The organism is Allopontixanthobacter confluentis (assembly GCF_009827615.1).
GTDB classification, from domain to species: Bacteria; Pseudomonadota; Alphaproteobacteria; order Sphingomonadales; family Sphingomonadaceae; genus Allopontixanthobacter; species Allopontixanthobacter confluentis.
Window position 1 is genome coordinate 1,366,044 of sequence record NZ_WTYU01000001.1, and the last position, 13,977, is coordinate 1,380,020.

General features: G+C 59.1%; 10 protein-coding genes and 1 tRNA gene. 7 read left to right on the top strand and 4 right to left on the bottom strand.

The features are described from left to right. Positions 1 to 137 precede the first annotated feature (137 nt). A complete protein-coding gene (locus GRI44_RS06440; RefSeq protein WP_160600550.1) occupies positions 138 to 695 on the bottom strand; it encodes a hypothetical protein in 558 nt (185 codons plus the stop codon). 172 nt (positions 696 to 867) lie between these two features. Between GRI44_RS06440 and GRI44_RS06445 the strand changes: the two genes are divergently transcribed. Then, complete coding sequence (locus tag GRI44_RS06445; protein WP_160600551.1) at positions 868 to 2,346, top strand: FAD-binding oxidoreductase; 1,479 nt, start codon at positions 868 to 870, stop codon at positions 2,344 to 2,346. A gap of 228 nt (positions 2,347 to 2,574) precedes the next feature. Then, positions 2,575 to 3,369: a SapC family protein gene (locus tag GRI44_RS06450; protein WP_160600552.1), complete on the top strand. Its 795-nt coding sequence runs from the start codon at positions 2,575 to 2,577 to the stop codon at positions 3,367 to 3,369. Between the two features lie 239 nt (positions 3,370 to 3,608). On the opposite strand, the gene GRI44_RS06455 is transcribed toward GRI44_RS06450, so the two are convergent. Continuing rightward, a complete protein-coding gene (locus GRI44_RS06455; protein WP_160600553.1) occupies positions 3,609 to 4,556 on the bottom strand; it encodes an N-formylglutamate amidohydrolase in 948 nt (315 codons plus the stop codon). Positions 4,557 to 4,678: 122 nt separating this feature from the next. Here GRI44_RS06455 and cpdR point away from each other — a divergent pair, with 122 nt between their 5' ends. The 5 genes from cpdR to GRI44_RS06480 all read left to right on the top strand — a co-directional run bounded on the left by cpdR (position 4,679) and on the right by GRI44_RS06480 (position 10,212). Beyond that, positions 4,679 to 5,068: a cell cycle two-component system response regulator CpdR gene (gene cpdR / locus GRI44_RS06460; RefSeq protein WP_160600554.1), complete on the top strand. Its 390-nt coding sequence runs from the start codon at positions 4,679 to 4,681 to the stop codon at positions 5,066 to 5,068. 91 nt (positions 5,069 to 5,159) lie between these two features. Then, positions 5,160 to 5,234 (top strand) — tRNA-Val (locus tag GRI44_RS06465). A gap of 177 nt (positions 5,235 to 5,411) precedes the next feature. Then, a complete protein-coding gene (locus GRI44_RS06470; protein WP_160600555.1) occupies positions 5,412 to 6,632 on the top strand; it encodes an NADP-dependent isocitrate dehydrogenase in 1,221 nt (406 codons plus the stop codon). Positions 6,633 to 6,776: 144 nt separating this feature from the next. Then, positions 6,777 to 8,414 (top strand): bifunctional GNAT family N-acetyltransferase/carbon-nitrogen hydrolase family protein, encoded by a 1,638-nt coding sequence (locus tag GRI44_RS06475; RefSeq protein WP_160600556.1) that lies wholly within the window; start codon positions 6,777 to 6,779, stop codon positions 8,412 to 8,414. A 40-nt stretch (positions 8,415 to 8,454) separates the two neighbouring features. After that, a complete protein-coding gene (locus GRI44_RS06480; RefSeq protein WP_160600557.1) occupies positions 8,455 to 10,212 on the top strand; it encodes a cation:proton antiporter domain-containing protein in 1,758 nt (585 codons plus the stop codon). Positions 10,213 to 10,351: 139 nt separating this feature from the next. Here the strand turns inward: GRI44_RS06480 and alaS are convergent, their stop codons facing one another. Together alaS and GRI44_RS06490 are read right to left on the bottom strand one after the other, a co-directional pair. Next, complete coding sequence (gene alaS / locus GRI44_RS06485; RefSeq protein ID WP_160600558.1) at positions 10,352 to 13,003, bottom strand: alanine--tRNA ligase; 2,652 nt, start codon at positions 13,001 to 13,003, stop codon at positions 10,352 to 10,354. Between the two features lie 132 nt (positions 13,004 to 13,135). Beyond that, complete coding sequence (locus GRI44_RS06490; RefSeq protein ID WP_160600559.1) at positions 13,136 to 13,969, bottom strand: class I SAM-dependent methyltransferase; 834 nt, start codon at positions 13,967 to 13,969, stop codon at positions 13,136 to 13,138. Positions 13,970 to 13,977: the final 8 nt, after the last annotated feature.

The window sequence follows — 13,977 nt, forward strand, 5'->3', positions numbered from 1 at the left end:
CCGGTTGTTGGGGCACGATGCCCGTGGATGCAGGCGAATGTAGCCTGTAGTAAAACCGCCGCGCATTTGCGCGCTACGGCGAGAAAAGTCAAGAAAATGGCGCGCAGTCACTATAAGGCCAAATATCTGCGCTGGCGTTATTCGGAAACCACCTGCCGCATGCGGTTCACTTCGCAATTGGCTCCGGTACGCGAATGCAGCTTGTCGCGGTCAATGCAAAGCAACCCGTCCTTGCTGCGTTCAACGTAAAAACCGGAATAGAAATCATTGGCGCGGCAGGATTTTTCGAGGCGGGCCGTAATAACGCGCTGGTCACGCATGAACAGCATCAGGCGGTTATCCCTGGTCGGCTGGACGCCGGCAATGCCATTTACAGGGACGCATTTGCCGAACTTCCGCTCTACTGTCCGCGCAGGCACAGGGGCAGTCAGGATATCTGCTGCCATGTTCTGACGCACAATCGGCGCCCGCGGGGAAATACGCACCACCAGACGGCGTTCTATCCGCACCTGCTGGTTGATTGCGGCTGCTTCCAGTGCATCCAGCATCAGCCAGCCGGGGGCAGCGCCATCTGTCTGGGTCTCTGCAATATCCGCCCGCGGCACCAGATGCGGCGCATCACTGCCGGGTGCATCTGCAACAGAAGCCGAGATCAGCAGCGCAAGCGGCGCAAGAAAGACAGAAAGGCTGGACATATCCAGTGGCGTTCAAACTCCATGACCGGCCCGCGCATTTACGCTGGCCCGTGTTCGTCATATGCCCCCATACTCTGAACGGTTGAACGGCGGCTTAATCCATCTGCATATTTCTGCAACCTGTGCATCGCCGGACTGGCGAATTGCTGCCGCCTTGTGCCATAACAGGCTCATGAACGATCAGGACGCATTTTGCGCAGCCGCTGCCGCGCTGCTTGGCCCACGCGGTTTTACCCAGGATGAAGATTTGGTAGGCCCGTGGCTGACTGACTGGCGCGGGCGCTATCACGGCGCGGCATTGGCGCTGGCTTCGCCTGAGAGCACGCAGCAGGTGTCTGATCTGGTCCGATTATGCAGCCAGTTCAATATTGCGATTGTGCCGCAGGGCGGCAACAGCGGCATGTCCGGCGGGGCCACGCCCGACACCAGCGGCAATGCCATCGTGCTGTCGCTGCGGCGGATGAATGCCATTCGCAAAATCGATACGGCAGGCGGCGAGACGGGCGACAATAACGGCATGTCCGGCGGGGCTGGAGGAAAGGCCCTGTGCGAAGCAGGCGTTATCCTGCAATCCCTTCACGAGGCAGCAGAAGCACGCGCCATGCGCTTCCCGCTTACGCTTGGGGGCAAGGGTTCCGCCACGATTGGCGGCCTGATCTCGACCAATGCCGGCGGCACGCAGGTGCTCCGCCACGGCACGATGCGCGCGCAGGTGCTGGGTCTGGAAGCGGTCATGCCCGATGGGTCCATTTTCAATTCGCTTACTCCGCTGAAGAAGGACAATCGCGGATTTGACCTGAAACAGATGCTGATCGGATCGGAAGGTACGCTTGGCATCGTCACGGCTGCCACGGTGCGTTTGCTGCCCGCCATTGGCGGCCGCGTGGTGGCATGGGCGGGGCTTGCCTCTGTGATCGATGCCCGAAAATTGCTAGTGCACTGCGAAGCGCAAGCGGCCGATATTCTCGAAGGGTTCGAAATTGTGCCTGACGAATGTCTGACCTCGGTTCTGGACCATCAGCCTGATGCACGATCACCGCTGGATGCGCGCTACCCCTGGTACGCACTGGTTGAACTGGTGGCACAGCCTGACCAATACGATGCACTGTATCAGCGGGCGGAGGATATTCTTGGCAGCGCCATGGAAGCTGGCCTGCTGGAAGATGCCGCCATTGCCGCCAGCGAAAGCCAGGCCGAGGCATTCTGGCATTTGCGCGATTCGATTTCAGCAGCCGAGCGGGCAATCGGCCCTGCCATGCAGCATGACATTTCCGTTCCAGTGGAACTGATGGCGCAATTTGTGGACCAGACAGTGGCAGAAGTAGAAGCCCGTTTCCCCGGCACCAGAGCCCATGCCTTCGGCCATCTGGGCGACGGGAATGTCCATTTTCATGTGCTGGCACCTGCGGGCGCGGTCGCTGGGGAATGGGAACTGGCGCACGGCAGGCAGATCAGCATGTTCGTGCATGACCGCGTTACCAGCTGGGGCGGGTCCATCAGCGCGGAGCACGGCATTGGCCAGATGAAGAGGGATGAACTGGGCAGGCTGGGTGATCCGGTGTCGCTGGCCATGATGCGCAGTGTGAAACATGCGCTCGACCCCAAAGGCCTGTTCAATCCGGGCAAGCTGGTCCCGACTGGCCCTGCATAAACGCCGCTGGCAGGGCGCGGTGCATCAGGATAAACCTGCCTCTCGCCGCATGGCCCGGCAAATGCCTGCGCTCGCAGCATTGCCGCCCCTTGCTTCGCAGCGCGCCAGCCCTTACAGCGCGCGCTTCACGCGATGGGCTGGCCGGACCTTTGCCGGGCTGCCATCGAAATGATTTTCTCGGATTTGCCAGCTTTTTCTGGCGGTTTTTCGACTTGATGGAGAGATCCCATGGCCAGCGCGCCGCAGCCCACCCTGCCCCTGTTCTACAACGACCTTATGCCGCTCAACAGCCGCGATCACTCGACCTGGAAAACCAAGCCGATTGAAGCTGCCACCTGGCTGGTCAGCCAGCATGCCATTCCGCTGACGGTGGATGAATTCGTGCAGGCGCAGCGCGATTACCCGATCGTGTTCTCGTCAGGCGACAACCCCTTGCCGCTGGCGCTGATGGGCCTGAACGAAGGCGTAAACACATTTGTGGACGAGCAAGGCAAGGTCAATGAGCCTGTCTATCTGCCTGCCTATATCCGCCGCTACCCGTTCATGCTGGCACGGCTGACGCAGGATGCCGAGGAATTGTCCCTGTGCTTTGACCCCACCACCGAATCGCTGGGCGAATTTGAAGATGGCACGCCGCTGTTCGATGCAGAAGGCAAGCCGTCTGAAGGCACCAATGAAATCCTGCAATTCTGCGAACGGTTTGAAGAAGCCGGCGTGCGGACCAAGGCCTTCATTGATGAACTTACCAAGCACGAGCTGCTGATGGACGGCGAAATCGCCATCTCGCAGACGGATAATCAGGAAAATCCGTTTGTGTATCGCGGCTTCCAGATGATCGATCAGGAAAAGCTGCGCGAAGTGCGCGGTGATGTTCTGCGCACCTGGAACCAGAATGGCCTGATGGCGCTGATCCACGCGCATCTGTTCTCCCTCGACCTGATGCGCGCTATCTTTTCCCGTCAGGTGCAGCAGGGCAAGGGTCCGCAACTGGCTGCTCCGGCTGCTGCTGGACCTGCTGCCTAACCGCGGCTGGCCAAAGACACGATAGACCGAGACTGGATGGAGGCACGGCGGGCTTGAACTCGCCCGGCGTGCCTCCTATCTTGCAGATGTTCGGCGGCGCCACCCTCATAGCCCGCCTGAACCGGTGCACTCAGGTGCACCACCTCCCTGAACCTTGGCCACCTCGCGCGGAAACGTGCGAGGTGGTTTTTTTTGATATTTTTGCGTTGGGCGTGGTGCAGGCCGGCACGAGTGTCGTCCTATTCGGCAGCCATCGGCAGACTGCCTTCGCGGCCCAGCGATGCGGTATATTCGCCCAATTCACGCACCAGCCCCGATAGCAGCCGAATAATCGCATTCATTCTGGCGGTGGGTTCGGCCAGATGCCTGTCCAGATAGGCAGTGCGGCAAATCTCAAGCTGGATTGCGTGAATGCCCCGTGCAGGGAAACCATGCCGGTCCAGCACATAGCCGCCCGCATAGGGCCGGTTATGCGCTGAGGGGCGTTCATGGCGCGCCAGATAGGAAAATGCGCTGGCCACCAGAATACCATCGCTGGATGCTCCGAACCTGTCACCCAGCACAAATTCTGCGGGCAGATCCCCTTCATGGCGGGGTTTCAACGGCGGCATGGAATGCAGATCCAGAAGCAGCACCGCACCCCATTTGTCGCGCAGCGATTCCAGCGCTTGCGCCAATGCGCGGTGGTAGGGCCGGTGGACAGTGTCAATCCGGTCCTGCAATTGCTCCTTGCTGATCTGGCCTTTCCAGATTTCCCCCAATCTGGGCAACCGGCGCGGGATCAGGCCCAGCCCGCTGCGTGACCGGCGATTGCCAGAATTGCGCACCTGATCGCCGGGTAGACCATCGCGGATCATTTCCCAATCCACATCATCGCTATGACGGTTAAGGTCTATCATCGCACGCGGCGCCTGCGCCACCAGCAGCCCCGCACCTGTCTGGGCGGCGACTTGTGCCGCAATCCGGTCAACGTAGCGGTCTTCCAGCCGGAGGACCGAATATTCCGGATCGCGCATCGCTTCCAGCACGCAATCGGGATAATCGCGCCCTGCATGGGGCGCCGCAATCAGCACCGGAATCGACTGGTCCGAAGGTGTCTGCAATATAAACGCAGGGTTGGATGTGCCGGGAATCACGCCACCGCGCAAAATGCGGGTATCGTTGGAATTGCGCGGGCCACCGTTCATTCCGGAATGCTGAACGGTATCGCCGGCTTTGTCAAAGCACACGGCCAAGGCACAGCTTCAGGGCCGAACAAAACGCCTCGCTGACAAAGATTTCTTAAGCGAACTGCGCTACAGGGTTTGCCATGAACCAGTCACACACCCATCGAATCCTTCTGGCAGAGGATGAAGAAGCGATGCGCAGCTATCTTGCGCGCGCGCTTGAAAATGCCGGCTATGACGTTGTCGCAGTTGATCGGGGGACAGCAGCCATCCCATATCTGGAAACAGAACATTTCGATCTGCTGCTGTCAGACATCGTGATGCCCGAAATGGATGGTATCGAACTTGCCCAGCGCTGCAACGAACTCAGCCCCCATACAAAAGTGATGTTCATCACCGGGTTCGCGGCAGTCACGCTGAAGGCCAGCCGCGAACAACCCCAAGCCAAGGTGCTGTCAAAACCGTTCCATCTGCGTGATCTGGTGATGGAAGTTGAACGGATTTTCGCCGATCAGGCCCAGGCATCGCTCTAATTCAGCCTGCAAATGGCCAACTTGCGCTTGCACCTGCCGAACTGTCCGGCTAGAGGGCGCGCCTGCTGTTACGGCAGAACATGAATAGAGTGGGCGTATAGCTCAGTGGTAGAGCACTGTGTTGACATCGCAGGGGCCGGGAGTTCAACTCTCTCTACGCCCACCATTCATGGTCTTTTCTCAAAATTTTCGGCAATCTGGTCATCGGTGACGTTGCGCGTTTTCGGCCCGCGCGCCGGCCTGTGCCGCCCATGCTGCCGGGCTGACATGCAAGCGCCACCTTGCACATGGGCTTCCACCTGCTAAAGCCCGCGCAACTTAAAATTCGAAAAACAGGAAGACCATGACGAAGATCAAGGTAGCAAACCCCGTCGTCGAACTCGACGGCGACGAAATGACCCGGATTATCTGGCAGTGGATTCGCGAGCGGCTGATCCTGCCTTATCTCGATGTCGACCTGAAATATTACGATCTTTCCATCGAAAAGCGTGACGAGACAGATGATCAGATCACTGTCGATGCCGCCAATGCGATCAAAGAGCACGGTGTGGGCGTAAAATGCGCGACCATCACTCCTGACGAAGCGCGGGTCGAGGAATTCGGCCTTAAAAAAATGTGGCGTTCGCCCAATGGCACGATCCGCAATATTCTCGGCGGGGTGGTGTTCCGTGAACCGATCGTGATCGACAATGTGCCGCGTCTGGTCCCCGGATGGACTGACCCAATCGTGATCGGCCGTCATGCGTTTGGCGACCAGTATCGCGCCACAGACACGCTCATCCCTGGCGCTGGCAAGCTGCGCCTGGTGTTCGAAGGGGCTGACGGCAAGAACATCGATCTCGACGTGTTCGAGTTTGAAAGCCCGGGCGTTGCCATGGCAATGTATAATCTGGACGATTCGATCCGCGATTTTGCCCGTGCATCGATGAATTATGGTCTGGACCGCAAATGGCCAGTGTATCTCAGCACCAAGAACACGATCATGAAGGCCTATGATGGCCGCTTCAAGGATCTGTTCGACGAAGTGTTCGAAGCCGAATTTGCAGCCAAGTTCAAAGAAGCCGGCATCACCTACGAACATCGCCTGATTGATGACATGGTGGCATCTGCTCTTAAATGGAACGGCAAGTTTGTCTGGGCCTGCAAGAACTATGACGGCGACGTGCAGTCGGACACAGTGGCACAGGGCTTCGGCTCGCTCGGCCTGATGACGTCCGTGCTGATGACGCCTGATGGCAAGACCGTTGAAGCGGAAGCTGCCCATGGCACCGTTACCCGCCATTACCGCCAGCACCAGCAGGGCAAGGCTACCAGCACCAACCCCATCGCTTCCATCTTCGCATGGACACGCGGCCTCATGTATCGCGGCAAATTCGACAACACGCCTGATGTGGTCCGCTTTGCCGAAACGCTGGAACGCATCTGCATCGAAACGGTCGAAAAGGGCAATATGACCAAGGATCTGGCCCTGCTGATCGGTCCCAGCCAGAACTGGCTGACCACCGAGCAGTTCTTCGAAACGATTGTCACAAATCTCGAAACGGAAATGCAGAGCTGGGCCTGACCCGTTCCTGATCATCAGGTGCCAGGGCGGCTGATCCCACGCTAATTCCATCTGGATTGCGCCCTGGCCCGATGGTCCTGCCCCGCAAGCACCACACCATCGGCGACCAGTCCTGCTCGCCCCATTTTACAAGCAGGAGCCTGTATGAGCGCCCCCAAATCCAAAGCCCGCCTCGAAGTCCGCCAGGCGCGTCCGGCAGATGTGCGCGCCATCGCGGACCTTGTCCGCCGCGCCTATGCCGATCTGCCAGCCTATACCCACGGTGAAATTCGCGGCCAGATCAACAATTATCCGGAAGGATGCTTTGTCGCCAAGCTGGATGGCACGGTGGTGGGCTATTGCGCGTCGATGCGGCTAGATGAGCATGTCGCGCTGAAACCGCACAGCTGGGACGAAATTACCGGCAACGGGTTTGGCTCGCGCCACGATCCCACAGGTGACTGGCTGTATGGCTACGAAATGTGTGTCGATCCCAAGGTGCGTGGAACACGGCTGGGCAGGCGCCTTTATGAAGAACGCCGCAGTCTGGCTGAACAGCTCGAGCTGTCAGGCATCGTCTTTGGCGGACGCATGCCGAACCTGTCGCGCAGCTGGCGCAAGGTAGAGAGCGCACAGGATTATCTCGATCAGGTGCTGGACAACAAGATTCACGATCCCGTGCTGCGTTTTCAGCTGGCCAACGGGTTCGAACCCATCGGCATTCTTGAAAACTATCTGCCGGAAGACAAGAAATCGAAGGGTTTTGCGGTCCACATGATGTGGCGCAACCCGTTTGTGGATACGGACAAGCCAAAGAAACATCGCTTGCCGCGCGGTGTCGAAAGCGTGCGTATCGCCACGTGCCAATTGCAGGCGCGGCAGGTTGCCGATTTTGACGAGTTCATGCGCCATGTCGAATATTTCGTCGATGTCGCAGCGGATTACGAAGCAGACTTCATCGTTTTTCCCGAATTGTTCACGCTGATGCTGCTGTCCTTCGAGGAACGCGAACTTACCCCGATGGAAGCGATCGAAACGCTTTCCAACTATACCCCGCGCATTCGTCAGGGCCTGTCGGACATGGCGCTGAAATATAACATCAACATCATCGGCGGCTCCCATCCGACCCGCCTCGATGATGGCGATATCCACAATATTGCCTATGTTTGCCTGCGTGACGGGTCGATCCACAGCCAGGAAAAAATCCACCCCACGCCCAATGAAGCCTATTGGTGGAACATCAAGGGCGGCGATACGATTGACGCCATCCCGACCGATTGCGGCCCGATTGGCGTGCTGATCTGCTATGATAGCGAATTCCCCGAACTTGCCCGCCGACTGGTGGATGAAGGTGCGCGGATCATCTTCATCCCGTTCTGCACAGACAGCCGCCAGGGTTATATGCGCGTACGCTACTGCGCGCAGGCCCGCGCCATCGAAAATCAGTGCTTTACTGTGATGAGCGGCAATGTCGGTAATTTGCCCAATGTGGCGAATATGGACATTCAATATGCCCAGAGCTGTATTCTGACCCCTTGCGATTTCCCCTTTGCGCGTGACGGCATTGCAGCCGAAGCCAGTGAAAATGTCGAAACACTGACCATCAGTGACGTGAATCTCGCGGATCTGAGCTGGGCCCGTGCAGAAGGCACGGTGCAGAATCTGGCTGACCGCAGGTTCGATCTTTACCGCATCGTGTGGGATAAACGCGTGGGATCCCTGCCGCAGCACACACGGATTGGCGAAGACAGGGACACTGGCATCACCAAGCCAACCGGCAGACATTCGCCCGGCGGCGGTTAAGCGGGTGACAACTGCGCCAGCCCTGCCATAGAGTGCGAATATGGCTGGCGAACTCTCCTCTCCGTTTTTATCTGATGCGCTGGTAATTCTGGGCGCAGCCGGGATCGTGATTCCGGTGTTTACCCGGTTCAGGATTACCCCGGTGATCGGCTTTATCCTGATCGGCCTTGCGGTCGGCCCCTTCGGGCTGGGCAAGCTGGTGTATCAGTATGGCTGGCTTGAACATGTAACCATCACCGACCCCGAAGCGCTGGACCCATTTGCCGAATTCGGGATCATCCTGCTGCTGTTTACCATCGGGCTGGAATTGTCGTTCAAGCGATTATGGACGATGCGCCGGATGGTGTTTGGCCTGGGCGCGCTGGAACTGCTGATTATTGGCGGAATGCTGGCCATATTCCTGTCCATGATGGGCCAGTACTGGACTGGCGCTCTGGGCCTTGGCCTGGCTCTGGCGCTGTCATCGACTGCTATCGTTCTGCCAATCGCGGGCACCACCAGCCCCGTTGGCCGCGCCGCGCTGTCGATGTTGCTGTTTGAAGATATTGCCATTGTTCCCATCATCTTCATGCTTGGCGCCATGGCCCCCTATGCCCAAAGCGATGGCTGGGAAGGGCTGTTCGATACATTGTGGCTGGGCGCGCTGGTGGTCATTGCGCTGCTGGTGCTGGGCCGCCTCGCGCTGCCGCGTCTGTTTGCGCAAGCCGCCCGCACGAAAAGCCCGGAACTGTTCCTCGCGGCCAGCCTGCTGGTCGTCATCGGCGCCAGCCTTGCCACATCAGCGGTTGGCCTTTCCCCCATCGTCGGCGCGCTTCTGGCAGGCTTGCTGATTGCAGAAACCGAATATCACGGCGAAGTCGAAGCCATTATGGAGCCTTTCAAGGGCCTGGCGCTAGGTGTGTTCCTGATCACCGTGGGCATGAGCATCGACCTCACCACCATCTGGGCCAATCTGGGCCCGATCATGCTGGCCGTTGTGCTGGTTCTGACATTCAAGGCGCTGGTCACCGGCCTGTTGCTGCGTTTGATGGGGGCACGGCGCAGCACAGCAACCGAAACCGGCATATTGATGGCCAGCCCATCGGAAACCACTCTGATCGTTCTGGCCGCCGCAAGTTCGGCCCTGCTCATTCAGCCGGGAACCGCGCAATTCTGGCAGATTGTCACCGCCATCGGCCTCACCATAACGCCAGTGCTGGCACGGCTTGGGCGGATCATCGCCCGCCGGGTGGAGCCTGCACCAGAACTGGCAGAGGAAGACCGCGGCACCCCGCGCGTCATCATCATCGGCGCAGGTCGGGTTGGCCGCCTTGTCGCTCAAATGCTGACGACGCACGGCAAACCCTATGTGGCCATCGATTCCGATGCCGACCTGATCGAGGTCGCAAAACGCAAGGGTTACCGCGCAACCTTTGGCGATGCGGCGCGCGGCGATGCGCTTGTCCGCCTCGGCGTGGATCATGCGCTGGCAGTTATCCTGACCATGGATGAACCGATTCTGGCCCAGCGCCTGACGGCCAAATTGCGCAAGGCCTACCCCGATTTGCCCATCATCGCCCGCGCGCGCGATACTGTCCACGCCGCCGAACTCTATCGCAGCGGCGCGAGCCATGCCGTGCCCGAAACTTTGGAAAGCTCGCTGCAATTGTCAGAAGCCGTGCTGGTGGACATTGGCGTAGCAATGGGGCCGGTCATTGCATCGATCCACGAAAAGCGTGACGAATTTCGAATCCGCATCCAGAAGGATGCTGGGCTCGATCAAAAGCCGAAATTACGCACGAGCAACGTCGGCAGTTAAGGTCCTGAAGGGGTCTCAAGCTCGCCGCTTGATCCTCCGGTAAAGGCATCATCACCCTTGGCGCAGCAAGCTGGCTTATAGCTGACGCAGCAGCCGCCACCGTCAAGGCCATGCAGGCGGGGCGGCGGCTGCGGGCTATTTATCCGCCGATGGCCGCGCGTACTGCCTCAATCGCGGCCTGACCCTGGCTTGCATCCGGACCGCCGCCCTGCGCCATATCGGCCCTGCCGCCGCCGCCCTTGCCGCCGAGCGTTTCGACGCCGAGCTTCACCAGTTCCACGGCATCGAAACGGCTGACCAGATCATCGGTGACGGCCACGGCGATTGCCGCGCGCCCGTCATTGATGGCGACTGCAGCGGCAATGCCTGAACCCATGCGGTTCTTGGCTTCATCCAGCAATGGACGCAGTTCCTTGGGGTTCAACCCGTCAAGCACCTGACCTGAAAATTTGATACCACTTACATCTTCATCCTGCGGTCCTGCGGCATGGCCGCCACCGCCCAGCGCAAGTTGCTTTCTGGCTTCGGCAAGTTCCTTTTCCAGCGATTTGCGTTCATCCATCAGCGAGTTGACACGCGCCGGCACATCGTCAGGCGCGGTCTTCATCGATGCAGCGATGGCTTTCAGCGCGTCTTCGCGGGATACCAGCCATTGGCGCGCCGCTTCCCCGGTCAACGCTTCGATCCGCCGCACGCCAGAGGAAACAGCACTTTCAGAGATGATCCGCAGCAGCGCGATATCGCCGGTCGCGTTCACATGCGTGCCGCCGCATAATTCGACCGAGAAATTGCGCCCACCATCATCGGACCGGCCCATGGACAGGACACGCACTTCATCGCCGTATTTTTCGCCAAACAAGGCCATCGCGCCAGCTTCGATTGCATCATCCGGGCTCATCAGCCGGGTCGATACAGTCTCGTTGGCACGAATTTCCTCATTCACATCGCGTTCGATTGCCGCCAGATCATCTTCCGTCAGCGGCTTGGGGTGCGAAAAGTCGAACCGAAGCCGGTCTTCTGCAACCAAGGACCCTTTCTGCGTAACATGGCCGCCCAGCCTGCGCCGCAGCGCGGAATGCAACAGGTGGGTGGCCGAATGGTTCGCGCGGATACGGTCACGGCGGCCGACATCCACATCAAGATGGACTGTATCGCCCACGCTGATTGAACCGGATTTCACAGTGGCATTATGGACGTGCAGCCGGCCCAGCGGCTTGGATGTATCGGTCACGTCAATCTGCAAGCCTTCAGGCGTGCTGATCGTGCCAACATCACCCGCCTGACCGCCACTTTCGCCATAAAACGGCGTCTGATTGGTCAGCACCAGGACAACATCACCGGCATTGGCCCGCTCGATTTCGGCACCATCTTTCAGCAAGGCGACAACCCGGCCCTCGCCGCTGGTCGACGTATATCCGGTAAATTCGCTGGCGCCCTCGCGCTCTGCAATGTCGAACCAGATTTCGCCCGATGCCGCTTCGCCGGAACCTTTCCATGCTGCGCGGGCAGCAGCTTTCTGCCGGTTCATTGCTTCATCAAAGCCCGCCCGGTCGACGCCAATGCTGCGTGCGCGAAGGGCATCTTCGGTCAGATCATAGGGGAAGCCGAATGTGTCGTAGAGCTTGAATGCGGTTTCACCGTCAAGCTGGTCGCCCGATGTCATATTGCCAGTCGCATCGTCAAGCAGGCGCAAGCCCTTGTCCAGCGTTTGGCGGAAACGGGTTTCCTCGCGCTCCAGAACTTCTTCGATCAGGGCCTGTCCGCGCAGCAATTCGGGATAGGCCTGGCCCATCTCGCCGACCAGTGCTGGCACCAGACGGTGCATCAACGGCTCGCTCGCCCCCAGAAGATGGGCGTGGCGCATGGCGCGGCGCATGATCCGGCGCAGAACATATCCGCGGCCCTCATTCGATGGCAGAACGCCATCAGCCAGCAGGAAACTGGTGGACCGCAAATGGTCTGCAATAACTCGGTGGCTGGCGCGGTTGTCCCCTTCTGCAGCAACGCCTGTCAGCGATTCCGAAGCGGAAATCAGCGTTCTGAAAGTGTCCGTATCGTAATTATCGTGCACGCCCTGCATCACCGCGGCAATACGCTCCAGCCCCATTCCGGTATCGATGGATGGTTTTGGCAGTGGTGTCCGCTCACCGCTGGCGTCCTGCTGGAACTGCATGAAAACGAGGTTCCAGATCTCGATGAAACGGTCCCCGTCTTCATCTGGCGATCCTGGCGGGCCACCGGGAATATGGTCCCCGTGGTCGTAGAATATTTCACTGCACGGGCCGCACGGGCCGGTATCGCCCATCGACCAGAAATTGTCATTGGTAGCGATGCGAATGATGCGTTCTTCCGGCAGCCCAGCGATTTTCCGCCACAGATCGAACGCTTCGTCATCGGTGTGATAAACCGTGGCGGTCAGCTTGTCGGCCGGCAAACCCCATTCTTTTGTCAGCAGGTGCCATGCGTGACTGATGGCTTCTTCCTTGAAATAATCGCCAAAGGAAAAGTTGCCCAGCATTTCGAAAAACGTGTGGTGGCGCGCAGTATAGCCGACATTATCGAGGTCATTATGCTTGCCCCCGGCGCGCACGCATTTCTGCGAACTGGTGGAGCGCGGTGCTGGCGCTGCTTCCAGTCCGGTAAAGATGTTCTTGAAGGGAACCATGCCTGCATTGACGAACATCAATGTCGGGTCATTGTAAGGCACCAGCGGCGCGCTTGGCACCGGAGCATGGCCCTGGCTGGCGAAATATTCCAGAAACGAACGGCGAATGTCATTGGTCGAAGTCATGCCGCAGCAATTAGGCATTCTGCTGCGTTGCGACAAGCGTATTAACCGGGATCCTGAAAGCGAACCGCTCGATCACGCAAGTGTTTGCAAACCTCGCCCCCTTTCCGGCCCGGTTCGGGACAGGACTGGAGGCTATTTCGGCGCATCACCGGTGCGCGCTGAGACGATCCATGCTGCAGCATCCAATGCCACCATTTGCCCATCACGGTGCTGCACCAGAAATTCGCGCAATTGCTGGATAAAAGCAGCGCGCTGGGCGTGCTGCAATTGCGCGGCAGCGCGGGCAGCAGGACCAATCTGAAGGAAATAGCCAAGCGCATCTTCGACAGGATCATCCCCTTCCCCTGCAACATAGGCGTAATTCACCGGCTCGAATGCAACATCCAGCCAGCCAGCGCGGGTCAGCATGGCCGAGACTGCATCACGGTCAGCAAAAGCGAATGGCCCAGGCACCATTGCCGCAGGTTCTTCGACCATGCCTTCAGGCAGGAATCTCGTGATCCCGCTCGCCCAGTCATTTTGCGACATATCGCGAAAACAGCTGAAGATGAGGCGGGCATTAGGCGCCGCGATGCGAGACAGATGCGCGAATGCCTGCACCGGTTCGGGAAAGAACATCACTCCATGGCGCGAAATCAGCAAATCCGGCGTGAAGCCGTCCCCCGGCCAGGCACCGGCATCTGCAATTTCAAAGTGCGTGTTGGGCAAATTCGCAGCGCGCTCCCTTGCAACATCCACCAGTTCATCGCTGATATCGATGCCGCGAATTTGAGCATCCGGAAGCGCGCGGGCAAGCGCGATTGACAATTCGCCTGCGCCGCAGCCAATGTCGAGCATGCATTTTACTGGCCGGGAAGTAGCCCGTGCAACCAGATGGTCGGTCAGCCCGCCAAAGCTGCGGTCCGTGCGGCGCCATTCGGCGGCCCATTTCTGGCCAACACGGCCCTGCCATTCACTCGCCTGCATTCAAAATC

Bases quoted from the DNA above. Each gene is read 5' to 3' on its own strand.
- GRI44_RS06440 (WP_160600550.1), bottom strand. From the start codon at position 695: ATGTCCAGCCTTTCTGTCTTTCTTGCGCCGCTTGCGCTGCTGATCTCG.
- GRI44_RS06470 (WP_160600555.1), top strand. From the start codon at position 5,412: ATGACGAAGATCAAGGTAGCAAACCCCGTCGTCGAACTCGACGGCGAC.
- GRI44_RS06445 (WP_160600551.1), top strand. From the start codon at position 868: ATGAACGATCAGGACGCATTTTGCGCAGCCGCTGCCGCGCTGCTTGGC.
- alaS (WP_160600558.1), bottom strand. From the start codon at position 13,003: ATGACTTCGACCAATGACATTCGCCGTTCGTTTCTGGAATATTTCGCC.
- GRI44_RS06475 (WP_160600556.1), top strand. From the start codon at position 6,777: ATGAGCGCCCCCAAATCCAAAGCCCGCCTCGAAGTCCGCCAGGCGCGT.
- GRI44_RS06480 (WP_160600557.1), top strand. From the start codon at position 8,455: ATGGCTGGCGAACTCTCCTCTCCGTTTTTATCTGATGCGCTGGTAATT.
- GRI44_RS06455 (WP_160600553.1), bottom strand. From the start codon at position 4,556: ATGAACGGTGGCCCGCGCAATTCCAACGATACCCGCATTTTGCGCGGT.
- GRI44_RS06450 (WP_160600552.1), top strand. From the start codon at position 2,575: ATGGCCAGCGCGCCGCAGCCCACCCTGCCCCTGTTCTACAACGACCTT.
- GRI44_RS06490 (WP_160600559.1), bottom strand. From the start codon at position 13,969: ATGCAGGCGAGTGAATGGCAGGGCCGTGTTGGCCAGAAATGGGCCGCC.
- cpdR (WP_160600554.1), top strand. From the start codon at position 4,679: ATGAACCAGTCACACACCCATCGAATCCTTCTGGCAGAGGATGAAGAA.